Origin of the sequence: Marinomonas rhizomae, from assembly GCF_024397855.1 — a bacterium.
Lineage (GTDB): Bacteria > Pseudomonadota > Gammaproteobacteria > Pseudomonadales > Marinomonadaceae > Marinomonas > Marinomonas rhizomae_A.
Map to the genome: position 1 here is coordinate 1439963 of NZ_CP073343.1, position 22396 is coordinate 1462358.

General features: G+C 43.1%; 20 protein-coding genes. 4 read left to right on the forward strand and 16 right to left on the reverse strand.

The window, feature by feature from the left end; translation table 11 throughout:
• Positions 1 to 60 precede the first annotated feature (60 nt).
• From pdxH to KDW99_RS06720, 4 genes are read right to left on the reverse strand one after another with little or no spacing between them, the layout of a single operon-like run.
• The gene (pdxH, locus tag KDW99_RS06705; RefSeq protein WP_255828521.1) at positions 61 to 702 is read right to left on the reverse strand and encodes a pyridoxamine 5'-phosphate oxidase; all 642 of its coding nucleotides are present in this window, start codon (positions 700 to 702) and stop codon (positions 61 to 63) included.
• A 2-nt stretch (positions 703 to 704) separates the two neighbouring features.
• Positions 705 to 1337 (reverse strand): 2-polyprenyl-3-methyl-6-methoxy-1,4-benzoquinone monooxygenase, encoded by a 633-nt coding sequence (gene coq7 / locus KDW99_RS06710; RefSeq protein WP_255828522.1) that lies wholly within the window; start codon positions 1335 to 1337, stop codon positions 705 to 707.
• Positions 1338 to 1351: 14 nt separating this feature from the next.
• Entirely contained in the window at positions 1352 to 1693 is a 342-nt protein-coding gene (locus KDW99_RS06715) for a histidine triad nucleotide-binding protein (RefSeq protein WP_255828523.1), read from the reverse strand.
• 44 nt (positions 1694 to 1737) lie between these two features.
• Positions 1738 to 4035, reverse strand: a complete 2298-nt coding sequence (locus KDW99_RS06720; RefSeq protein WP_255828524.1) for a 7TMR-DISM family protein — start codon at positions 4033 to 4035, stop codon at positions 1738 to 1740.
• 58 nt (positions 4036 to 4093) lie between these two features.
• Here KDW99_RS06720 and KDW99_RS06725 point away from each other — a divergent pair, with 58 nt between their 5' ends.
• Complete coding sequence (locus KDW99_RS06725; RefSeq protein WP_255828525.1) at positions 4094 to 4345, forward strand: hypothetical protein; 252 nt, start codon at positions 4094 to 4096, stop codon at positions 4343 to 4345.
• Positions 4346 to 4436: 91 nt separating this feature from the next.
• Here the strand turns inward: KDW99_RS06725 and purD are convergent, their stop codons facing one another.
• The 9 genes from purD to dsbD form a co-directional block, all read right to left on the reverse strand.
• A complete protein-coding gene (gene purD / locus KDW99_RS06730) occupies positions 4437 to 5723 on the reverse strand; it encodes a phosphoribosylamine--glycine ligase (protein WP_255828526.1) in 1287 nt (428 codons plus the stop codon).
• Positions 5724 to 5838: 115 nt separating this feature from the next.
• A complete protein-coding gene (purH, locus tag KDW99_RS06735; RefSeq protein WP_255828527.1) occupies positions 5839 to 7416 on the reverse strand; it encodes a bifunctional phosphoribosylaminoimidazolecarboxamide formyltransferase/IMP cyclohydrolase in 1578 nt (525 codons plus the stop codon).
• Positions 7417 to 7503: 87 nt separating this feature from the next.
• Positions 7504 to 7782 (reverse strand): DNA-binding transcriptional regulator Fis, encoded by a 279-nt coding sequence (gene fis, locus KDW99_RS06740; protein ID WP_012070668.1) that lies wholly within the window; start codon positions 7780 to 7782, stop codon positions 7504 to 7506.
• Between the two features lie 117 nt (positions 7783 to 7899).
• Positions 7900 to 8868, reverse strand: a complete 969-nt coding sequence (gene dusB / locus KDW99_RS06745) for a tRNA dihydrouridine synthase DusB (RefSeq protein ID WP_255828528.1) — start codon at positions 8866 to 8868, stop codon at positions 7900 to 7902.
• Between the two features lie 156 nt (positions 8869 to 9024).
• On the reverse strand, positions 9025 to 10359 hold the full coding sequence (locus KDW99_RS06750; RefSeq protein ID WP_255828529.1) for a DUF3426 domain-containing protein: 1335 nt from the start codon (positions 10357 to 10359) through the stop codon (positions 9025 to 9027).
• An 84-nt stretch (positions 10360 to 10443) separates the two neighbouring features.
• A complete protein-coding gene (gene prmA / locus KDW99_RS06755; protein ID WP_255828530.1) occupies positions 10444 to 11334 on the reverse strand; it encodes a 50S ribosomal protein L11 methyltransferase in 891 nt (296 codons plus the stop codon).
• A 120-nt stretch (positions 11335 to 11454) separates the two neighbouring features.
• A complete protein-coding gene (gene accC / locus KDW99_RS06760) occupies positions 11455 to 12795 on the reverse strand; it encodes an acetyl-CoA carboxylase biotin carboxylase subunit (RefSeq protein WP_255828531.1) in 1341 nt (446 codons plus the stop codon).
• Between the two features lie 20 nt (positions 12796 to 12815).
• The gene (gene accB, locus KDW99_RS06765; RefSeq protein ID WP_255828532.1) at positions 12816 to 13262 is read right to left on the reverse strand and encodes an acetyl-CoA carboxylase biotin carboxyl carrier protein; all 447 of its coding nucleotides are present in this window, start codon (positions 13260 to 13262) and stop codon (positions 12816 to 12818) included.
• Positions 13263 to 13532: 270 nt separating this feature from the next.
• A complete protein-coding gene (gene dsbD, locus KDW99_RS06770; protein WP_255828533.1) occupies positions 13533 to 15353 on the reverse strand; it encodes a protein-disulfide reductase DsbD in 1821 nt (606 codons plus the stop codon).
• Positions 15354 to 15463: 110 nt separating this feature from the next.
• On the opposite strand from dsbD, the gene KDW99_RS06775 reads away from it, so the two are divergent.
• From KDW99_RS06775 to KDW99_RS06785, 3 genes are read left to right on the forward strand one after another with little or no spacing between them, the layout of a single operon-like run.
• Complete coding sequence (locus KDW99_RS06775; protein ID WP_255828534.1) at positions 15464 to 16312, forward strand: hypothetical protein; 849 nt, start codon at positions 15464 to 15466, stop codon at positions 16310 to 16312.
• A gap of 12 nt (positions 16313 to 16324) precedes the next feature.
• Positions 16325 to 17341 carry a DUF2333 family protein gene (locus KDW99_RS06780; protein WP_255828535.1) on the forward strand — a complete coding sequence of 339 codons (1017 nt, stop codon included), beginning with the start codon at positions 16325 to 16327 and terminating at the stop codon, positions 17339 to 17341.
• 7 nt (positions 17342 to 17348) lie between these two features.
• Positions 17349 to 17852 carry a GNAT family N-acetyltransferase gene (locus KDW99_RS06785; protein WP_255828536.1) on the forward strand — a complete coding sequence of 168 codons (504 nt, stop codon included), beginning with the start codon at positions 17349 to 17351 and terminating at the stop codon, positions 17850 to 17852.
• Between the two features lie 384 nt (positions 17853 to 18236).
• Here KDW99_RS06785 and KDW99_RS06790 read toward each other — a convergent pair whose 3' ends face one another.
• The 3 genes from KDW99_RS06790 to KDW99_RS06800 all read right to left on the reverse strand — a co-directional run bounded on the left by KDW99_RS06790 (position 18237) and on the right by KDW99_RS06800 (position 22372).
• A complete protein-coding gene (locus tag KDW99_RS06790; RefSeq protein WP_255828537.1) occupies positions 18237 to 20852 on the reverse strand; it encodes a cyclic nucleotide-binding domain-containing protein in 2616 nt (871 codons plus the stop codon).
• Positions 20853 to 20878: 26 nt separating this feature from the next.
• A complete protein-coding gene (locus KDW99_RS06795) occupies positions 20879 to 21487 on the reverse strand; it encodes a flavin reductase family protein (RefSeq protein ID WP_255828538.1) in 609 nt (202 codons plus the stop codon).
• Positions 21488 to 21715: 228 nt separating this feature from the next.
• Entirely contained in the window at positions 21716 to 22372 is a 657-nt protein-coding gene (locus KDW99_RS06800; RefSeq protein ID WP_255828539.1) for a TIGR02466 family protein, read from the reverse strand.
• Between the last annotated feature and the right edge of the window lie 24 nt (positions 22373 to 22396).

Genomic DNA, 22396 nt, shown 5'->3' on the forward strand with positions numbered 1-22396 from the left:
ATAACTCTCTATCTTTTGAGTAGAACTATTAGGTTAGGTCGAAACTAATATAGCTAATCATTAAGGTGCTTTTCGAGTTCTTATCCAATCGTTATCTTTTTGGGTATAACAAATACGGTCATGAAGTCGGCTTGGTCGTCCTTGCCAGAACTCAATGAAACGGGGCTTTAGCACATAGCCGCCCCAGTTTTCAGGGCAGGGAACTTCTTGATTGTTGAACGCTTGTTCTTCAGCATCAAATGCCTTTTGCAGTGCGTCACGGCTAGGGATGACTGCGCTTTGTCTAGACGTTCTGGCTGCCAGCTGGCTTCCTCGTGGACGACTTGCAAAGTAGGTTTCTGAGGTTTCTCGAGATACTTTTTCTATGGTGCCTTCTATACGAACTTGGCGAGATAGAGCAGGCCAAAAAAAGGTCATACTGGCTTTGTTGTTTTGCGCCAATTGCTGGGCTTTTTCACTGTCGTAGTTTGTGAAAAAAGAAAACCCTGTGTCATTGCGTTGTTTCAATAACACTACACGAGAATGTGGCCAACCATCTAATCCAACGGTGCTTAATATCATTGCAGTTGGGTCATCAGGGCAGGACTCAATAGCTTTCTCTAGCCAAACGTCAAACAAATCCAGTGGGTTATTACCAGCCTGTTCTTCCAAAAGGTCGTCGAATTGGTAGTCACGACGAATAGAATGCAGATCTCTGTTCATGATTAAATCCGGTAAGTGGTCGATGTCATAACTTTGGATACTTGAGTCATGATGGCCATAATAGGTTGTGGAAATTCGTATCCGCCTGCTTCCAGCGCCATTGCTTTATGTTTGGCTTCGTCTATGTGCATTTGCGTTAACACCGCTTTGCTTTTTTCATCTTGTGTTGGCAAGGTGGCCATGTGTTTTTCAAGATGAATGCAAACTTGGTCCTCTGTTGCTGCCACAAACCCTAGGCTGAGTTTGTCGCTAATCAGGCCTGCACCAGCACCAATCATAAACGATGCCCCATAGAACAATGGGTTCAAAATACTTGGTCTACTGCCTAAGTCATAAAGACGTTGCTCACACCAAACGAGATGGTCGATTTCTTCGTCTGCAGCGTGTTCCATTTCTTGGCGAACCTTGGCAAGTTTTGCTGTAGTGGCTTGTCCTGCATAGAGTGCCTGTGCGCATACTTCACCTGTATGGTTTATGCGCATTAGCCCAGATGAATGCTTGCGTTCGCTTTTATCCAGTTCGGCTTCTTCTAGTGTATCCGCAGGAGAAGGTCGATTGGCGTTTGCCGCACTTGGCACAAGCGTCTGTAAGGCGCGATCAAACTGTAATACGGCCTTGTCTAGGAAAGAGATCATTATATTTCCCCTTATTAACCTGGAGGCCATGTCATTGCGCGGCCACCGAGTACATGCATGTGGATATGGTAAACAGTTTGTCCACCCATTTCGTTGCAGTTCATGACCACCCGATAGCCTGCGTCGCTGATACCTTTCTGTTTTGCTATTTTGGCTGCGGTCGTTTGTAGCTTGCCAACCACTGGTGCATCTTCATCAGTCAGGTCATTTAATGTACTAATATGACGTTTCGGGATGACAAGGAAATGGGTGGGCGCTTTAGGCATTATGTCATCAAAGGCAATAACATCATCGTCTTCAAATAAAACGGTTGCCGGAATGTCCCCTTTTACTATCTTGCAAAATAAACAGTCCATATCATCTCCTTTCATTTGTATTATTCAAGTGTAGTGGTTTTGCTTCAAGTCGTCTTGCGCAAAGGATTGATCCGTGACAAAGATGTGTTCTTTAGTCTGTCTCCTTTTTGTATAAGACGAGATATCCTTTGTTCTAGGTGATCCTCTAATTCGGAACCAGCCAGTAATTCATCAAAACCAAGTTTTTTAGCATAATCTAGCGACATTTTAACATTGTTGCTAATCAGTAGGCACTGATCTTCACTGCGCATTAAGGGTAGTAATCTTTGTTGCGTTATATGAGGGATATGACCGCCATTATCGAAGACCAAAATAATAGAGCCAGACTCTCTTTTTGCCGGTAATTCTAAATAATCCAATAAGCTTTCTAGTGTCGTGAAGTGTTCAATTTTATTGGTGTGATTTTGCAAAATCGTTAGCGCTTTTTGCAGTTCGTTGTCTTCTTGACCAAATAATATGATATCAAAATGATGTTGTTGGCTGATGTCGTTATTCAACGGGCGAATGTGTGTGCGAATAGGCAGTTGGATGTTAATGCTTCGTGTACGACCACTCTCGGATATGTGTAATTCACCCTCTAAGTGTTGGCAGAGGAGGGTAATGTAGTGCATGCCAAGGTCAAAGTTTGCTGCCGTTGTACTGATTCGTGTGGGAAGAGGATAGCAGCTTAGTTCTAATACAGTGATGCCATCTCTATTCATTTCGTGGCGTGTGATGTTTAGAGTTAGGGGTTGGTCAGTAAAATGTTTGAATTCCTGTGCAAGGCTTTCTATCAAATGCTGCAAAATTGGCGCATTTTGTAAAATTTCAACCTGATTGGTTTTGTAGGTGTTGAGCTCTATTAACGTATTGTCTTGATCTAAGCGCTGAAAATTGTTGTAGGCATTGTCTATTAATTGATTAAGTAGAATGGGGTGTGGCTGGTCAGGTATTGCATTTTCTTTTATGTCGCTTAGTAGATCAATGCGTTCCATTAGGTTTTTTAGGTTGTTATTTGCCGTTAAGCTGCTCGTAATAAGCAGTTTGGCATCGTTTGAGGTTGCCGCTTGCTCAAGATGAGACAGACCTCCACCAAGGATATTGATTTGACGGCGTAGGCGACTAGATATATCGGGTAAAAGGCTGGCTATCTCGGTTTGTGAGTGTTTGCCTTTTCGTACCTGTCTTTGTAATAGCGGCGTAGTTTGCGCAATCATGCCAGTGAAATGAATCATTGATTCGATGATGATGGTGAGTGTTAAACCCCATTTAAATAATGCAATGCTTGGGATGATGCCATAGACCGACATAATCCATGCAAAGTAACCGAACAGCAGCGTTAATCGAGCCACAAGGTAATATGTTGAAAAAGGGATGTTCTTGATGAAGGCGGTAATGGCGTGCACGGTTAATAGAATAAGGGTGCTGACAGCTAGGGCAGAAAGTATCAGAATATTTACTTTCTCAGGAGAAACGGTAAATAGAATGATAAATATCGCATTAATAGAGCCTACTGAAATAAGTAGTTTGTCCATTCTGGGGAGATGATCTTTGGTGTCTAGGTAGAGCCGAGAAAAGAATACGATGGCACATAAGCAAGATAGCGAAGCTAGATTGTAGATCCTTTCTTGGATATTCGTGACGTTTGGGAAAAACTGAGACACTTGATCATGAAGAGTAAGGTGTAAAACGGCAATGCTAATAAGCAATACGCAGTAGATTAAATACATCGAGTGGGATGTTTTGACAAAAAAGAACAGATTACACACGAACAGGGTGAGTAATATGCCAATGATAATGCCTGTAAAGGTTAGATCGGTTTGTGTGTCTTGGCTTAATTGAGACAGTGTTTTTAGCTCAATTTGCGCATTAATAGGCAAATGAGATGCGAGTTTTATATATAGGGTGAAAACCGGTGGGGAGTTAGCCGGAATGGAGAATACATAGTTGGGTGTTTTTATTTTCTTGTTGTTATAAGGTCGTGCGCCACCAAGTTCTGCTTGTACTTGATTTTCGTATAGGTTTGGCAAGAATATGTCTAAGTATTGAAGTCTAGGAGAGGCGACTTCTAGCAGAATAGGTGTGCTACTGGTGGTTCGTATGGCAATGTCTGTTTTAATCCAGATGTTGCCTTTTACTAATCCAAATTGTAAGTAATCACGATTGATTGGTCGGAATTGTTTTGCGTATTGGTCAGATGCAATGGTATCTAATGATAGGTTTTGCTTTTCATCGATAAAATAAGAGCCACTTTTGCCAATATTAAACACACTATTTGTGTCGTCGATGATGGCAATAGTGTTCGAGCCCCAAGCGAAGTTGGAGATGCTGAGGAAAAGCAGTAAAATTAATCGATAAAGCAAAACGCTAGCCTGACTGTATTGTGTAAAGGCTATCATTATTAACTAGATAGGGGATCAAATGCTATATCCAATTTTAGTAGAGTATTATGTTTGGTTTAGCATATTGCTTCTAGGCGTCACTTGGTTTGCAAGACAAACAAAGCCGGCAACACGCACTAATCTAATGTACGGCTATGGAATGATTGCGGCGCTAGGTTTTGTTCTTGGTTTGGATTGGGTTGCGGGTGTTATCTTTGGTTTATTAGTTTTGGAATTAGGGCGCTTGTTCAAAGCTTGGTTAGATAAAAAAGAGTCACAGCTAAAAAAATAAATTCTAACCATTCTCCAAGATTGAAATATGAAAAAGGCCTCACGTGAGGCCTTTTTTTATCTGATTGCTCTTTTGCTAGCTAACAGTGTGATTACTTCTGTTCGCGAGCAATAGCGCGGTGACCAATGTCAGTACGGAAATACACTTTGTCCCAAGACAATGTGTTTACAACGTCGTATGCAGCCGCTTGTGCTTGTGCAACTGTATCACCAAGAGCAACAGCGCAAAGCACACGACCGCCATTAGTGACTGTCTGGCCGTCTTTTAATGCCGTGCCAGCTTGAAAGACTTTTTGCCCTTCAGGAAGTACCGTATCCAATCCAGAAATCACATCACCTTTCGGGTAATCCGCAGGGTAACCGCCAGCCGCCAGAACAACACCTAAGCTTGCGCGAGGGTCCCAGTCTGCTTCAACGGTATCTAATTTGCCATTCACTGCAGCCAAACACATTTGTGCCAAGTCTGAACGTAAACGCATCATGATAGGTTGTGTTTCTGGATCACCAAAACGACAGTTGTATTCAAGTGTTTTTGGTGTGCCATCTGGTGCGATCATTACGCCTGCGTACAAGAAACCACGGTAACGGTTGCCTTCAGCATTCATGCCTTTTACGGTTGGCATAATAACTTCGTTCATAATGCGATCATGAATTTCTGGTGTAACAACAGGAGCAGGAGAGTAAGCCCCCATGCCACCAGTATTCGGGCCTTGGTCGCCATTATCACGTGCTTTGTGATCTTGGCTGGTGGCCATTGGTAAAACGGTTTCACCGTCTACCATGCAAATAAAGCTGGCTTCTTCGCCAACTAGGAATTCTTCGATAACAACGCGGCTACCCGCATCGCCAAAAGAATTGCCTTGTAGCATATCTTCAACGGCTTCTATCGCTTCGGCTTCGGTTTGTGCCAAGATAACGCCTTTACCTGCTGCCAAGCCATCAGCTTTGACCACAATCGGGGCACCTTGCTGTTTGATGTAAGCAACAGCAGGTTCAATTTCTGTGAAGTTACCGTAAGCCGCTGTTGGGATATTATGGCGAGCTAAAAAGTCTTTAGTGAAGGCTTTAGAGCCTTCTAGTTGTGCTGCGGCCGCCGTTGGGCCAAAGATAGCCAAACCTTCTTTTTCAAACGCGTCCACCACACCAATAACCAATGGCGCTTCTGGGCCAACAATGGTTAGGTCAATGTTTTCTTTTTTCGCGAAAGCAACAAGATCAGCAATGTCGGTTACGCCGATGTTAACGTTTTCAACTTTGTTTTCGGTTGCGGAGCCTGCATTACCAGGAGCAACGAACACTTTTTCTACTTGGCTAGATTCTGCGGTTTTCCATGCTAGAGCATGTTCACGACCGCCGTTACCAATAATAAGAACTTTCATTATCTAATCCTTTGTATTGCGAGTCAGAGGCCGAAGAAGCCTCTGACAACAAACTAATAAAACGTTGGCTTAATAAACCACGGTTTATTAATGACGATGTCTTAGTGACGCGCTTTTAATGACGGAAGTGACGCATACCAGTGAAGACCATCGCCATGCCAGCTTCGTCAGCTGCAGCAATGACTTCTTCATCACGCATAGAGCCGCCAGGCTGAATAACGGCTGTAATGCCAGCTTGAGCGGCAGCATCTATACCATCACGGAATGGGAAGAATGCATCAGATGCCATAACAGAGCCAACTACTTCTAAGCTTTCATCAGCGGCTTTAATACCAGCGATTTTCGCGCTGTAAACGCGGCTCATTTGGCCTGCGCCGACACCAATGGTTTGTTCTGCTTTCGCGTAAACAATGGCATTAGATTTAACGAACTTGGCCACTTTCCAAGCGAACAATAGATCTTTTAACTCAGCTTCGCTAGGTTGGCGCTTAGAAACAACTTTTAAATCAGCCAAAGTGATGTTGCCATCGTCACGGTCTTGAACCAACAAGCCACCGTTAACACGTTTGTAATCTAGTGCAGCAGGCTTATCTTTTGACCATTGGCCACACTCAAGTAAGCGAACGTTTTGCTTAGCCGCCACAATGTCAGACGCTTCTTTGCTGACGCTTGGTGCGATGATTACTTCAACGAATTGGCGATCAACAATGGCTTGTGCTGTTTTTGCATCAAGTTCTTGGTTAAACGCAATGATGCCGCCAAAGGCAGACGTTGGATCCGTTTGGAAAGCTAGATCGTAAGCTTCAAATTGCGTTGCTGCTGTTGCAACACCACAAGGGTTAGCGTGTTTTACGATAACGCATGCAGGCTTATCAAAGCTTTTTACGCACTCAAGAGCGGCATCGGTATCAGCGATGTTGTTGTAAGACAGCGCTTTACCTTGGATTTGTTTTGCCGTGCTGATGGATGCTTCTTTAGGGTTTGCTTCAACGTAGAAAGCCGCTTTTTGGTGTGGATTCTCACCGTAGCGCATTTCTTCTTGTTTGTTGAATTGTAGGTTAAAGGTGCGAGCGAAATCTTCGCTTCCGCCTGCTACTTTTTTACCTAGGAAATTCGCGATAGCGCCATCGTAGTGTGATGTGTGCTCGAAGGCTTTAACAGCAAGATCAAAACGCTGTTCGAAAGTCAAACCGCCATCGGCTTTAAGTGATGCCAAGATGCCTTCATAATTAGCTGGGGAAACCACGATAGCAACGTCTTTATGGTTTTTCGCTGCAGAGCGAACCATAGTTGGACCACCGATATCGATATTTTCAATCGCCATTGGCAAATCGCAATCAGGACGTTCGATGGTTGCTTCGAATGGGTAAAGGTTAACAACCACCATATCGATTTCTTCGATACCATGCTCTTTCATGATGGCGCCATCAATGTCGCGACGACCAAGAATACCGCCGTGTACTTTTGGATGTAGAGTTTTTACACGGCCATCCATCATTTCTGGGAAGCCAGTGTAGTCAGACACTTCAGTTGCTTTAACGTTGCTGTCCAATAAAAGACGGTAAGTACCACCAGTTGAAAGAATTTCAACGCCTTGAGCAGTCAATTCGCGTGCGAATTCGACAATGCCTGTTTTGTCGGAAACACTGATTAACGCTCGTTTGATTGGAGTTACTGTATTTTGATTTGCCATCATGGTTCTCGCAATTAATTTAACACTAAATAAACAAGGGGAAGGTAAGACGAAAAAAAGGGCGAATTCGCCCTTTTTTCTTTGTGCTTATAGCATGCCGTATTGCTTCAACTTCTTGCGAAGTGTGCCTCGGTTTAACCCAAGGATGGTGGATGCTTTGGTTTGGTTATCCTTTGTGTAGCTCATCACAGACTCTAGCAAAGGCGCCTCAACCTCAGCTAAGACTAACTGGTATAAGTCTGTTATTGGCTGCCCATCAAGATGAGCGAAATAGTTTTGTAGGGCTTTTTCAACATTGTCACGTAGGGTTTGTGACTGCTCTGAAGAAGCGGCTTGAAACGTATGAGTATGAGTTTGTTCTACCACAGAATGACCTTCTATTTTTAAAGCTAACCATTTATTAATGCGCGCTAATAGTCATTGAGAAGAGTGATCTAAGTCTTCTTTTTGATTCTCAGTGCATTAAGTGTAAGGTTCGTTTGCCTATTGGCAAACAAAGAACTCTTGCAATTTATCAAGCTGTTCTTGCGTATTATCAATACGGTTAAACAGGCTGCGAAATTGTGTTTTATCCGCTAACGTTTGCAGGTACCAACCAACGTGCTTACGAGCAATACGCACGCCTAAATAATCACCATAAAACTGGTGTAAGGCGTTCACGTGGTTAATAACAAGCTGTCTCACCTCAGATAAAGATGGAGGTGCTAACAATTCATTTGTTTCTAAATAGTGGTTTATTTCGCGAAAAATCCACGGTCTTCCTTGGGCGGCTCGGCCAATCATAATGCCATCCGCCTTGGTGTAATCTTTCACGAACTTTGCTGACTGCGCGTCTTTTATATCCCCATTAGCAAAAATAGGGATAGTTAAGTGATGCTTAATCTCTGCAATCGTGTCGTATTCTACTTGTCCTTGGAATTTGCATTCCCGTGTTCGTCCATGAATCGCTAGTGCTTGAATGCCAATATCTTCTGCCAATTTTGCAATCGCAAGACCATTTTTCTGATCAAGACTCCATCCAGTACGGATTTTTAGAGTGACCGGAACAGAAACACTATTTACAACAGTCTCCAGTATTTCTCGAACAAGTGCTTCATCTTTAAGTAATGCTGAGCCTGCTGCTTTGTTGCATACTTTTTTAGCAGGGCATCCCATGTTTATATCAATGATCTGTGCGCCTAGCTCAACATTTTGTTGAGCGGCTTCAGCCATCATTTGAGGGTCACCACCAGCAATTTGAACGGATCTCGGCGAGACTTCCGCATCATGAATTAAACGATGGCGGCTTTTTGTCGAGTTCCACAGGCGAACATCAGAAGTGACCATTTCTGATACGACTAAGCCTGCACCTTGATCATGGCAAAGGCGGCGAAAAGGCAAATCTGTTACACCAGCCATAGGAGCTAGGATAACGGGTTTGTCAACGCAATATGGGCCAATAGCAAATGCCATGATGTTCCTGAATACTGGATTGAATGTTAAAGATCGTCGACAGCGTCGAGCGGGCGTGAATAATACCTATGCAATCGTTGTTTTTGAAGTCTTGACAGGCTAAAAACTGACTATTTTTTGTTCTTTTTTTAACCTTTGCACTAAAACAGTGAAAAACTAGTAAGAGCGAGTGTCTGTAGGAAAGGCTCTCAACTGATGAGTGACCGCTCGAGCGCCTGGGTCTTGTATTGGAATGACCAAATGAATCGGTGTGTTTGGTGGCATATAGGTAATATCAAGAAAGTCTTTATGCAGATAATCACTTGGAGAGAAGAGTCGCGCAGCGACTGGTAAGCCATTTAAGTCGAAAAATTCTAGGGCGATTTTTGGCATGGGCTGAGAAAAATCGCTGGTATTGGTGATAATGGCATTTACCAAAAGTGTATTTGGTATAGATGGGTGGCTTTGTATGCGCACATGTTGAATAGTGATGGCGCTAATATCCTCGAATCTCGGTAGAGCGCAGCCTGTGTAAGAACATATAGTTTTGTATATGGCCCTAAAATTAGAGGAGCGGCTACCTTCTTCAAAAAAATGCGTTGCCACTTGTGCCGTTAGCAAAGCGATGCCTAATAAAGAGGCAAAGAACCATAGCAAAGTATGATTGTTTTTCTTTTGCGACTTAGGTTCGCTTTCGCCCATCAATGGCGCCAAACTCTGTTGAGCAGACAGTTGTTCAAGAATAGTGTGCTGACTCTTAATGTCTGATGGACGAGTTTGTTCAGCGGCTGTTTGTGCCAAAGAGTGTAGGGCAACCATGTAGTCCGGTTCTGGGCTGGGCTCCTCTTCAGCGGAAGTCTGACGCGCTGGTGCCGCTTTTGGTATAGGTTTGCTTGTTGTAACGGATGGTTGTGGTGTTGCTTTAAGCGCGGCTTCCACTTCAGCAAGTTCAACTTCCCAAGGGGCAGGTTCATCTTGCCTTTTTGTTTCTGCTTTTTTGGCTTGGGCTTTCGCCTGTTCTTGCTTGCGAGCAGATTCTTGGTAGGCCGTGCTTATTTCTATCGATTGAGTTTCTACTGCTTCCGAATCTTCAGGGCTTTTTGGGGCAGCTTTTGACCTCGCTGTATTTTGACCTGGTGGTTGTAGGTCGTCGTCATCAAATAAAGTATGTAGCCAATCGGGATTTACAACGTCTTCCGCTGGGGCAAGCCTATTGTCGATAAGGTTATCTGTCGCTTTATGGGCGGTATTGTTTTGAGTTGTGGTGAGCTGACTTGTGGAATCTGTTTGCGTTTTAGTTTTGACTGCTTCGACGATAGGATCGATGCTTTCTTGTTTTGGTTTTTCTGCAGGGGTTGCAGATTTTGCTTTGTTTTTAACGGCATCACTGGCATTAAATATGTGGAAGCATTGGCCACATCTGACTTTTCCCTTGGCCATGCTTAATACTTCATCACTGACTCTAAATGCGGTTGAACATTTTGGGCAGCGGGTGATTAGGCTATTGGCCATAAGGTGTCATCTTCCTGTCTAAAAACTGTGCGAGACCTTTGGTTGGTGATGTCGTGCAAAGGTCTCTTTATATAACGTTAAGTATTATGCGTGCTTCGTGCCGACAATACGAACCCATTCTTCTTTTTCGGTTATGGAGTCAATTGTAAACCATTCTTGATACGCCTCAACCACTTCTTGGGCTTGGTTGGCGAGAATGCCTGATAGAGCCAGTTGGCCACCACTTTTCACCAGAGCAGAAATAGTAGGAGCGAGGTGAGCAAGTGGTCCAGCAAGAATATTTGCCACTACGATGTCGGCTTGTAAGTCAGATTCGTATGGCGGCAGTTTTACTTCTAATCGGCTTGGGTCTATTTGATTGCGCTCGGCATTGGCTTCGGTTGCCTGAACAGCTTGTGGGTCAATATCGATACCCACCATGTTATTTGCACCAAGTAGCAAGCCTGCTATGCCAAGAATGCCTGAACCACAGCCATAGTCGATAATAGTTTTGTCTTTGCAATCAATGCTGTCTAGCCATTGTAGGCATAAAGCAGTAGTAGGGTGAGTACCTGTACCAAATGCCAAGCCTGGATCTAACATCAGCGTAACCGCATTTGGATCGGGAACTTCGCGCCAGCTTGGGCAAACCCAAAGACGTTCGCCAAATTGGATTGGATGGTAGTTGTCCATCCATTCTCTTTCCCAGTCTTTATCTTCGACAATCTCTATTTTCATGTCGATGTCGGTTTCACCAAGGGATTCGGCTTTATGCTCAATCACCGGGCGAATGTGTTCAATATCAGCGTCAGCTTCAAACAAGCCTGTCACCTTGGTATTTTTCCACAATGGCGTGGTGTTTAGATCTGGTTCGTATACAGGATCGTCATGAACGTCTTCAAAAGTGACAACCATGGCGCCACAGTCAAGAAGAGTGTCTTCAAAAGCTGGGACGTGATCGGGCGTGGTATGGATACGAATTTGAAGCCAAGGCATAAAGTGGAGTCCAACAAATAAAACAAACAGGAATAGAATAGCGAAGCTTGGAGCGAGAGGCGAGAGGAAAATGATTGCCCCTAGTGATTTATGACATCACTAGGGGCAAAACTGCAGTCTTTATAGACCCAGTTTTTTCTCCAAATAATGGATGTTAACGCCACCAGCAATGAAATTTGAATCATTTACTAGGTCTTTTTGAAGCTCTATATTGGTTTTAATACCATCGATGAATGTTTCATCTAGAGCGCCAGAAAGGCGTTTTAGTGCAGCTGTACGATCAGGGGCATGACAAATGATTTTAGCAATCATTGAATCATACGTTGGTGGTACTGTGTAGCCGCTGTACAAATGAGAATCGACACGAACACCCATACCGCCTGGAGCATGGAAGTATTCCACTTTACCTGGGCAAGGCATGAAGGTTTTAGAGTCTTCTGCGTTGATACGAGACTCAACTGCGTGGCCGTTAAGCTTGATGTCTTCTTGTTTAAAAGATAAAGGCAAGCCGCTAGCAATACGAAGTTGTTCTTTAACGATGTCTACGCCCGTTACCATTTCAGTAACTGGATGTTCTACTTGAACGCGCGTGTTCATTTCGATGAAGTAGAAATTGCCGTCTTCGTATAGGAATTCGAACGTACCTGCACCGCGGTAGTTGATCTTGATACAAGCATCAACACACGCTTTTAAACATGCTTGACGAGATTCTTCGTTTAGCATCGGTGCTGGCGCTTCTTCCAGTACTTTTTGATGGCGACGTTGCAAAGAGCAATCGCGATCGTAAAGGTGGACAGCATTGCCTTGACCGTCAGCCAATACTTGTACTTCGACGTGACGAGGGTTTTGTAGGAATTTTTCCATGTAAACCGTGCTGTCACCGAAGTAAGAACCTGCTTCAGATTGCGTGATGCTGATGGATTTTAGTAGGCTGCCTTCGTTATGAACAACGCGCATACCACGACCACCACCGCCAGCCGCTGCTTTTACGATAACCGGAAAACCGATCTCATTAGCAACACGGATGCACTCTTCAGGATCAGAAGGTACTGGACCGTTTGAGCCTGGAACGGTTGGTACACCGGCTTCTTTCATCGCTTTGATTGCTGAAACTTTGTCACCCATTAGGCGGATGGTTTCAGCTTTAGGGCCGATGAAGGCAAAACCAGAGCGCTCAACTTGCTCTGCGAAATCCGCATTTTCTGCAAGGAAACCGTAGCCTGGGTGAATAGCTGAGGTATCTGTTAATTCCGCAGCGCTGATGATAGCTGGGATATTCAAATAACTTTGAGCTGATGGATTTGGTCCTATGCAGATAGACTCGTCTGCAAGGCGCACATGTAATAAGTCACGGTCAATCTTAGAGTGAACCGCAACGGTTTTGATACCGAGCTCTTTACACGCACGTAAAATACGTAGCGCGATTTCGCCTCGGTTAGCAATCAATACCTTATCGAGCATGATGAAACCTTTGCGTTGGATTAAATGATAGTAATAAGAGGCTGGTCGAATTCAACTGGCTCGCCGTCTTCAACAAGGATCACGCCAATTGTACCAGACTTATCTGCTTCAATTTGGTTCATCATTTTCATTGCTTCAACGATACAGATAGTATCGCCAACGTTAACTTTTTGGCCTACTTCGATGAAAGGCTTAGCACCTGGCGCAGAAGACTTGTAATAAGTGCCGACCATTGGAGAGTTTACAGTGTGACCTGCGATAGCAGCAGGTGCTTCAGGAGCTGCAGTAGGAGCGGTAGCTGGGGCAGCAGCAGGTGCTGACATCATTGGAGCGGCCATCATAGGTGCTTGAACTGGAGCACCACCACGACTAATACGAACAGCCTCTTCGCCTTCTTTGATTTCAATCTCGTAGACGTTAGATTCTTCTAAAAGTTCGATTAGCTTTTTGATTTTACGAATGTCCATAATTACTCTCTTCTGTCTGTGTTGGTGTTTCAGTGCTTTATGTCGTCACTGACTATATAGGGACTTTTTAACGGTCTCTTTTATAAATTTGTTTACTGCTTGCCTTATCCAACAAACAGAGCTTTTATAAAAATAAGAATTGTAAAAGCTTGTAACTGGAAATTATCGATAAAAAGCGTGATATTGTCCAGTTATGCGGCAAAAAAACATAAAAATGTTTGTGTTGGTTGTTTTTTGATCCGATGTAAACTTGCTGTGTTTTTGTCTAATTTACAGACTAATAGCAAGGTTTAAACGATCTACTAGTGATGACTTTGACGGTTCTCCCATTAAGGTCAATTCCGTGCGTTCTGCGCCTTTTTTATCTAAGAATATCAGCGATGGCGGTCCAAATAAGTTGAACCTCTGCATCAATGCTTGGTTATTTGCTGAATTTTCAGTGACATCAACCCGAATTAACTGAACCTTGTTGAGTAGTGGTAATACGTCTGGTGAAGCAAACATATCTTCTAAAATCTTACAGCTGATGCACCAATCTGCATAAAGGTCCAAAACAATCGGTCGAGAATCTCCATTGGCAATAATTGCATCAAGCTCATTTAAATTCGTAATAGTGGCATCAAATAGCACTGGTTCTTCTACTATTGCTGCGGATGATGATAATTTTTTCAAGGGTTGTAGCGGGTTGCTGCTATTTATTGTGCCACCGATAAATTCAATGCTGCCAATAAGAAAAAAGATCAATACCAAGAGCCAACGAACTGGGTGCGAAGCAACTCGGTAGGCCCGATGAATGAAATAGGCGCTTATTGCCAGCGCTAGAATACTCCATAGATACAAATGAGTGCTTATTGGCAACCAGCGAGTGACCAGCCATATCGCCATCGCGAGCAAACCAAAGCCCATTAATACCTTGATGTCGTGAAGCCATTCACCATTTTTGGGTAAGATTTTAGGGCCAAACAATCCCACCAGTAAAAGTGGAACCCCCATCCCAATTGCCATAACAAATAACATCATTGCACCAAACCACGCATTGCCCTGACTGCTTATATAAAGCAAGGCGCCAGCAAGCGGTGCAGAGACGCAAGGTGACACAATCAGCGTTGATAAAACCCCCGCGATAAAAATACTAATCGTAGATTTCCACGCCGAATCTGTTTGATTATTTGGTAACTGAAGGCGTTGCTGCCATGAACTGGGTAGTCTTATTTCATAAACACCAAACATAGCGAAAGCCAGTAACACAAAGATTGCCGCGCTGCCAATTAACAATAAAGGGTTTTGTAACTGAGCCTGTAGATTGAGCTGAGTGCCAAAAATACCAACGAGTCCGCCAATAGCGGCGTAGGTTAATGCCATAGCCAGTACGTAAACCGTGCTGTAATAAAACGCACCTAATCTTGAGTTGCGAGTACCCACTACAATAGCACTCACAATAGGTACCATAGGTAACACACATGGAGTGAGCGACAAGAGTAACCCCAAGCCAAACACCGCTATAATGGTAGCCCACAGATTATTCGAATTAAGTTGCTGGCTAACTGACTGTGCTTCAGAAGGGGCAATGCTTGAATAAGTAATTTGAGCATTTTTTGTTTTGGTTTGAGATTCTGCTAGCTGCTTTTCTACTGCTGGTGATAGTGATGGAACTGTAAATTGAATGGGCATTTTTTGCGGTGCGTAACACAAACCTTTATCGGCACAACCTTGATAAGAGAGAACGGCATTCACCTGCGTGCCTGGCGCCAGTTTGATGTCGTAATAAATCGGCACAGTGAATTGATCTCGATAAATGATTACTTCACCATAATAAGGGTCGTGTTTGGGGGTGCCGGCAGGAAATGGGGAGAAATGCAGTTTATCGGAGTGTTCACCAGACAAAGCGAACTGTTCTTGGTATAAATAGTAGCCGTCATTGATTTGCCATGTTGCCGTTAACTTACCTTCTTTAGGGGCCGAAACAGACAGCTGAAATGCTTGGTCGACGGGTAAAAAATCTGGTTCTGAAAGTCTTGATGTGGGACCGAAAGTGAAAGCGTAAGAAACGTTTTGCAGAGTCAATAAGAACAGTAGAACGAATAGGCGCATAAATATCTTCAATCAAGTTGTACGTGTAGTGTAAATCCATATTTCACCACGTTGAGTATAAGGTGTAGACTACCAATCCACCTTTAAGTTGCCAATTGCAAGGGGGCAAATTGAGTAAAAACCTAGTTTCTTTTCTAATTGTTGCGATTTTCCTGACAGGCTGTCAGGAAAATGTCAGAACAACAGAGAAAAGTCAGCCTGTTGAAGAAGTGGTAGAGTCAAAAGCAGCACCAGAAAACGCTGTTGCTGACAAAACGGTAGATGTTGAACAATCCACACCAACAAAGAAATCGTCACCGAAAGCAGTAAAAGCCCCAACAGCTTTTGAACGCTTGACTCAACGCTTAATTGAACAGGGTGAAACAGCATTGTCTGCTCAGCGACTTTTAACGCCAGTGGATGACAACGCCAACTTATACTTTCAAGCTGCTCTAGGTCGTGATCCTGGTAATTTTAAAGCCATACAAGGTATAACCGCCATTGTTGATGTCTACACTCAGTGGGCATGGCAAGCGGCAAAAGACCGCAATTATAAACAAGCAGAACGTTATTTGGATTCTGCTCGTTCTGTGAATCCTGAAGATCCTGCCATTGTAGAAATGTCCTCGCGAGTGAGTGACTTAAAAACCAGACGAGAACAGGCCGCGAGAGTGTCGAAAGCGAAATCAGAATTGAGGAATACAAAAGAACTTGTATCGGAAGAGCCAAAATCATTAAAAGAAGATCAGTTTTTATTGCCAGAAACACTTTTTAGTTTGAGCGAAGATGAGATAATCGCAAAGATTCAGCCTATTATAGAAGAAGTGGCGAAAACAGATCGGCCACTTGCCATTTACTGGCCAAATGACAAAGAAGCACGTTTGATTTATCAAATTATTAACAGCCGTGTTCCCGAATTTCGTGTACGTGCGATGACCTATCATCGTGCTGATTACATGGTCGAATTACAACAAGATTAAGGTAGGTCAACAATGTCGTGGTTAGCAAATAAGTTACAAGGTCTAAAGCCAAGCTTTAATTTCTCAAGTGTCGGAAAAGTCGCCGCAGTGGCTGTGCTCATTGCCGCTGTATTGTTGAGCTTTTTGGGCATGTATTGGAGTAATGAACCAGATCAGTTTGATGTGGTTGCCACCGCAAAAGAAAAAGCCACAGAGCGTGGTTACCTAAATAACAGTAAAAAGCTGGTGCCAGGTTACACAACAGCCAGCACACTGCACACCATTATGGAGACTTTACTGGATAAACCGGGTGGATTTATTAGTAACGACGTAATGCCGCCTGGCGTATTTATGGACAACATGCCGGCCTGGGAATTTGGTGTGCTTGTACAATCTCGTGATTTAGCCAGAGCCTTCCGCAAAGAATTTAGCCGCTCCCAGTCTCAGTCCACAGAAGACGTGAACTTGAAAATCGCCGAGCCACAATTTAACTTCGACAACAAAAGCTGGGCTTTACCGTCTAGTGAAAGTGAATATCGTCGAGGCAATAAAGAGTTAATGGAATACCTTGATCGTTTAGCGGGTCAATCAAACAACAAAGCACAATTTTACGCCCGTGCTGATAACCTTTCAGACTGGTTGTCAGATGTCAGCACTCGTCTTGGTAGCTTGTCTCAGCGTCTATCAGCAAGTGTCATTGAAGATAAACCACAGTTGGAATCAGACGAAAATACCCGTTACGTGCGTACACCTTGGTCAAAAGTCGACGATGTTTTCTACGAAGCACGCGGTACAAGCTGGGCACTAATTCACATGCTAAAAGCCGTAGAAGTGGATTTTATTTATACCTTACAAGACAAAAATGCATTGGTAAGCTTGCGTCAAATCATTCGTGAATTGGAAGCAACCCAATCAAGTATTTGGTCACCGTTTATCTTAAATGGTAGTGGCTTTGGTGTATTGGCAAACCATTCCTTGGTTATGGCGTCCTACATTGCACGTGCTAACACCGCCATTATTGACTTACGTCGTTTGCTCGAACAAGGCTAGCGTATTCATGTCAACCAGTTACAGCAAGGGGATTCGTCTAGCCGAACTAGACGACGCCCCTGCAATATTAGACGTCTTTCAACACTGCGATCTTTTCTCCACCACTGGGCATCGACAAGATAACATTGGCTTGATCGATGTTATTGACTGGCTAGAAAGCGTCACTGACAAGCATCCAATGTTAGTCTTAGAAGAACAGGGCAACGTCATCGCTTGGTGCTCAGTCGAACCCTTCTATGGCTTGCCCTCTTTCGATTCCGCCTGTGAAATCAGTGTTTACGTCTCCCCAGATAGCCAAGGAAAAGGCATTGGTACACAACTACTTCAATACCTAGAAACCAACCGATCAACACTTGGTTTTACTCACCTTATCGCCTACATCTACGCCAGCAACCTCGACAGCCAAAGCTTCTTCACTCGTCAGGGGTTTGAGCAATGGGGATTGCTGCCGAATATTGCCCAGAATGAACAGATTAAAGAAGACGTGTTTTTGTTGGGAAGAGAGTTTTAGCTGTTTGGTTTTATCGAGTTCCTCCTTAAGTTCAGCTCCTTAGTACTTCATGTTTTATTCCCCTCTTTAATTTAGGAGAAAGTTGAGCGAGTAACTTTGTCTAGCGACATAAAAGTCACCAAAAAAAGAACTTTAGCTCCTGATTTATCGCGTGGAAATTCGATTATTCCCCTACGCCGCTTATATCGTAAGATATAGGTTGCAATATTTCCAAGTAGTTCTGAAATTCTATAACGTCATATAATTGGCATCCTACAAAAATAGAAACCAAAGCTGCAGCTGTGCAAGTGGGGATTGCAATGTACTCTCTAAAGTTTGTTGTTCGTTTTGTCTGACAAAACGAACAACAAACGGGTTATTAATATCTTTGTCTAATGAAAAGCTTTATTTTTGAAAAATAAAGCTTTCTGTTTCCAGCAATTTTTTGGTCCAGATATCATAGGCTTTTGGAAGTAAGTGGAGCCTATCACCTTCAAATAGGTTTTCTTTTATCTCTCCTTGCTTGTCCAGTAAAGTTGAGAATAAGTCAACGTACTGAGTATTCGGCCGCGTTTTAGCGAGACGTATTAATTGTTTGTTGGTTTGTTCTATGGTTGCCCGCATTTTCGAGCGAGTTGGGCTGCATTTGATGCTGATTAAAGTGACCGGAGTGCCAGGCAGGTGGCGATCTATTTTTTGGAGTAATTCAATATATAGATCGACTACTTTGTTGCTATCACAGTGGTTGCCAATATCATTGTCACCAGCATAAATAACCATAGAGCGTGGCTTATGTGGCAGGATGATACGTTCAAAGTAGTAGACACAAGCTTCTAATGTTGCACCACGAAACCCTAAGTTAATAGCGTTTTTGTCACGGAAGTTATGAGTGAAATCATGCCATAATCTAACAGTAGAGGAGCCATAAAATGCCACTGGCTGCTCTTTGTATTCTTGATAGGCTAGGTGGAACTCGAGTTCACGAACATCCGATTCGAACTCTACATCGATTTGATTCAAGCTCATTACATTAGAGAGATAGCCGTTTTTACCACTGAATATTGGGTATTGACGAATTTCTCGTGATAGCTCAACCGCTTCGTTAACATAACCCTTGTATTCTTCTTGGTAAGCCGCTAAAAATTGCGCTAAGGCTTTCTTATCCGTGTAATCTACTCTGCTGGACAGTTTAAATGCCGGTTTGATGATGACTGTATACAGGTTGTGATCGGCGCGTTTATCAAAGTTTGCTACCACAATCGGCACAATCCAAGGCTCTTCAGTTCCCATGGAGCCAGCGAGTTCAAAGGCGTGAGGTAAGAAGGCACCTGGAGATTGCTGCGTGCTAAAACTTTGTCCTTCAGGTGAAATCATTAGCGGGAAGTTCTTATTCAAAGTGTCTTGGGAGTTTTTGATAAATTCATCGTACTCAGGAGTATCTTTTGCTAGGTCCTCCCAGCTATTAATGAAGATATTTCCAAATCGCCCGTAAAAATCATCACGCCAGAATTCACTCTCTTTACTACGGCGAACAACACGTTGCCCTGAAATACCGTATTGTTTGTCAATGATCATTGAGCTAATAAATTGCGCATCCATAGAGAAGCGGAATCCGTTTGGTAAACGGTTAGTCGGTGAACCTAATAAGTGATTGTAAATAAACAGAGAGCCAGTTTTTTTAGGTAGGTTTTCCAGTCCTTTTACGACATAAGGTACTTGTTGGAAGGCTTGCTTAAAAAGCTCGGTACTTAAACGTCTAGCATCTAGTGCTGGTGTGTCTTTTGGTAAGCTGTTGATGGTGTCATAGACATTTTGTAGATGACGATAAAATGCATTTTCACGCTGTAAGTCTTTCAGAATATCCAAACACATACCAGAAATGGTTCTTTCTAACACGCAGCCAAAATGCAGGCATTTGTAAAGAACACCAAATGCTTCATCTGTGGTAATGGCACTTTTGAGCAATTCGCTGACTTTATACAGAGGAGAGCTAACGGGTAATAGTGCCGCGTTTTGGTCGATTACGTTGCTTACAGCTAGCACTTCATCGTTGGCGATTTGTGAAAGATAGCGCATTCTCGCGGCTAATAAATGAGCACCAATCAGCCAAATAAGGCGGTATAGGTATTTGATCGAAAATTTTGGGTTATCTTCGAATATTTCTAATAAATCATCCCGCTTGATAAAGAGAATGCTGCTGTCTCTAGAGGAGATGATGGAAGTGCGGTTTTTCATTTCTTTATTTTGGGTTGCCCAAGCCAAAACGGTTCCAGTTCGAGAGATGGTGCGAGTGGTAATAATATCGCCAGAGTCCGTTTGATAACTAATGACAACTTTGCCTTTAATTAGAATGTATAAGCCATTAGCAGGCTGATCTTGTTGGCTTAAAATGTCACCTTGATGCGCCAATAAAATCGACGATTTTTTGGCTAAAGCGTGTATTTCCGCTTGGGTGAAAGTTTCACAAAACGGTGCGTAGTTTAATAGACTGATAGCATCTTTTAGTGCATGAACTTGCGTTTCGGAGTCGATTAATGGGCGTGTTTCTTCAAAAGCCAATGATTCATTGGAAAAGAAAGGGTGCGTTTGATTTTGTACATTGGTGAGAACGGGTAAGGATTCTTGGTAAACAAATTGTAGAAATTGATTGGCGAAAGACAGATTGGCATCAAGAATTTTTTGTAACTCAAGAATGGGCCAATAGAGCAACTTGGAAGACTTGGTTGCTGTGAATGTAGTTGCATAGCGAGAAGGGTGGCGAAAAGCAGACCAGCCAATAGGAGAAAGAAGGTTGCTTATCATACCGACATTATAAGATTTACCAGTATCTTGCAGTGGAACCGAAATGGCCACTTCGCCTTCTAGAAGAAAATAGATATTCTGACCAATCTCAAATTGTTTTGCTAGGATGTCGCCAGCTTTGAGCGTTTTTACAGCCGCTAGATCCGTTAAGGAAGTGGCTAGCTCGGCATCAATGTCTGCCATAAAAGGAAATGCATTTATGTGTTTTGTAATGTCCATTTTTTTACCTCAAATCTGGTATTGCCCTAGTTTGGACGAGTTATCGTTACTGTCTCGCCTAAAAGTGCGTAGTCATCGCCACCTAGTCGTGCAAGAGGGTTGAGTTTTTCGTTATTGATGTAGATTCGAGCGTTTTCTTCAGTAACAAGATCTTCATCAACGTATAAGTCTGTTATTTCCAAATAAATGGCATTGAACGATGCATTGCCTAATGTATGCATGTCGAACAATTTGCAGTGCAGAGCGACTTTTGCTTCTTTAATTCTGGGTAAAGTGGCGGTGAAATCGGTAAGTGACAAACCGGTTGTAGGTAGTTCAGATTCACCATACGATAATGTCGCAGCACTTTGATTTACTGCATTAACCAGATCCCCATTCGGAACATGCAAAACACATTCCTTTTCTCTCACTAGGTTGTGTTTAGTGTCTTTGGCGACATCCGTCGTTTTGTTGCCAATTGAGACCATTAATAGGGCAGGATCAGAAGAGATAGGAGCAAAGTAAGAGAATGGGGCGAGGTTGAAGCTCTCGTTTTCATTTTTGGTCATGATCCACGCAATCGGGCGTGGTGTAATTGTCTGAGTGATCAGATGATAGCGCTGATTGCCGCTTAGTTGATCAAACTGGAAACGCATAGACTTCCCCGTCGTTATGAAACATTACTTGTTAAATTACTACAAATACCAATCCATTGTGAATCTTTGAATGGAAACTTATGAAATTTATTGTAAAAAGGCCGTTCAGGATAGGTGAAGCGATTATAAGAGCCAACTCAATATGTTATGAATTCCAGAAAGTAAAAACTAGAAGGCAGAAGGCTCTTAATTGGTAGGAGTGTTGTTTGTTTTTTTTAGGTCTTTAGATTAGTAGGCTTCAATGATGGCATTAAAAGCAATGACCACTCGATTTTTATCGCCGAAATAGGGCAAAGCGGAATGCTTCAAATAGGATGGAAAAATGATTACTTGTCCATCTTTGGGGGTGAAATCCCAAACACCATGACCTCCTAGATATGCCGTGCCTGGATCGGCATAATGTTCCGCATTGACTCTTGGATCATAAAAACGATTGAGACCACCATTGCCTTCAATATGGGCATCGCCGGGTTCTAAATAGTAAATACCGCACCAAGAGCAATTTGGGTGAGAGTGTGCATCATGGTAGCCGCCTTTTTGTGTGACATGATACCAAGACTCAATAATATGGGCGTCAGCTTCCATATCTTCAGGCCAAAAAGCTTGGTTCACGGATCCAGCAATTTCTAGAATCAGCTCTTCAAAAGTGCGTTTGGCTTCCATGATGTTGGCGTCAGCAAGATCCAGAAAATCCAATGTGCTTTCGTGTAGAGCGTGTTTTGCAGATGGTGCTATACGGCTTTCAATCGCAGTGCTTTGAGCTGCTTTTAGTTGATACACCGCAGCTAAAAGTGCCTCTTTTAAAAAATCATGGTCGGGCATTTGGGTGACAAACAGTGGTGTTGTCCAAACGTTTATTTCTTCGATGATTGCGCTGTTTGTCATGTTGTATGCCTACAAAAAGGTGAA

Excerpts from the sequence above, each read along its gene's own strand:
- pdxH (WP_255828521.1), bottom strand. The coding sequence starts at position 702 with ATGAACAGAGATCTGCATTCTATTCGTCGTGACTACCAATTCGACGAC.
- coq7 (WP_255828522.1), bottom strand. The coding sequence starts at position 1,337 with ATGATCTCTTTCCTAGACAAGGCCGTATTACAGTTTGATCGCGCCTTA.
- KDW99_RS06715 (WP_255828523.1), bottom strand. The coding sequence starts at position 1,693 with ATGGACTGTTTATTTTGCAAGATAGTAAAAGGGGACATTCCGGCAACC.
- KDW99_RS06725 (WP_255828525.1), top strand. The coding sequence starts at position 4,094 with ATGCTATATCCAATTTTAGTAGAGTATTATGTTTGGTTTAGCATATTG.
- purD (WP_255828526.1), bottom strand. The coding sequence starts at position 5,723 with ATGAAAGTTCTTATTATTGGTAACGGCGGTCGTGAACATGCTCTAGCA.
- purH (WP_255828527.1), bottom strand. The coding sequence starts at position 7,416 with ATGGCAAATCAAAATACAGTAACTCCAATCAAACGAGCGTTAATCAGT.
- dusB (WP_255828528.1), bottom strand. The coding sequence starts at position 8,868 with ATGGCATTTGCTATTGGCCCATATTGCGTTGACAAACCCGTTATCCTA.
- KDW99_RS06750 (WP_255828529.1), bottom strand. The coding sequence starts at position 10,359 with ATGGCCAATAGCCTAATCACCCGCTGCCCAAAATGTTCAACCGCATTT.
- prmA (WP_255828530.1), bottom strand. The coding sequence starts at position 11,334 with ATGCCTTGGCTTCAAATTCGTATCCATACCACGCCCGATCACGTCCCA.
- accC (WP_255828531.1), bottom strand. The coding sequence starts at position 12,795 with ATGCTCGATAAGGTATTGATTGCTAACCGAGGCGAAATCGCGCTACGT.
- accB (WP_255828532.1), bottom strand. The coding sequence starts at position 13,262 with ATGGACATTCGTAAAATCAAAAAGCTAATCGAACTTTTAGAAGAATCT.
- dsbD (WP_255828533.1), bottom strand. The coding sequence starts at position 15,353 with ATGCGCCTATTCGTTCTACTGTTCTTATTGACTCTGCAAAACGTTTCT.
- KDW99_RS06780 (WP_255828535.1), top strand. The coding sequence starts at position 16,325 with ATGTCGTGGTTAGCAAATAAGTTACAAGGTCTAAAGCCAAGCTTTAAT.
- KDW99_RS06785 (WP_255828536.1), top strand. The coding sequence starts at position 17,349 with ATGTCAACCAGTTACAGCAAGGGGATTCGTCTAGCCGAACTAGACGAC.
- KDW99_RS06790 (WP_255828537.1), bottom strand. The coding sequence starts at position 20,852 with ATGGACATTACAAAACACATAAATGCATTTCCTTTTATGGCAGACATT.
- KDW99_RS06795 (WP_255828538.1), bottom strand. The coding sequence starts at position 21,487 with ATGCGTTTCCAGTTTGATCAACTAAGCGGCAATCAGCGCTATCATCTG.
- KDW99_RS06800 (WP_255828539.1), bottom strand. The coding sequence starts at position 22,372 with ATGACAAACAGCGCAATCATCGAAGAAATAAACGTTTGGACAACACCA.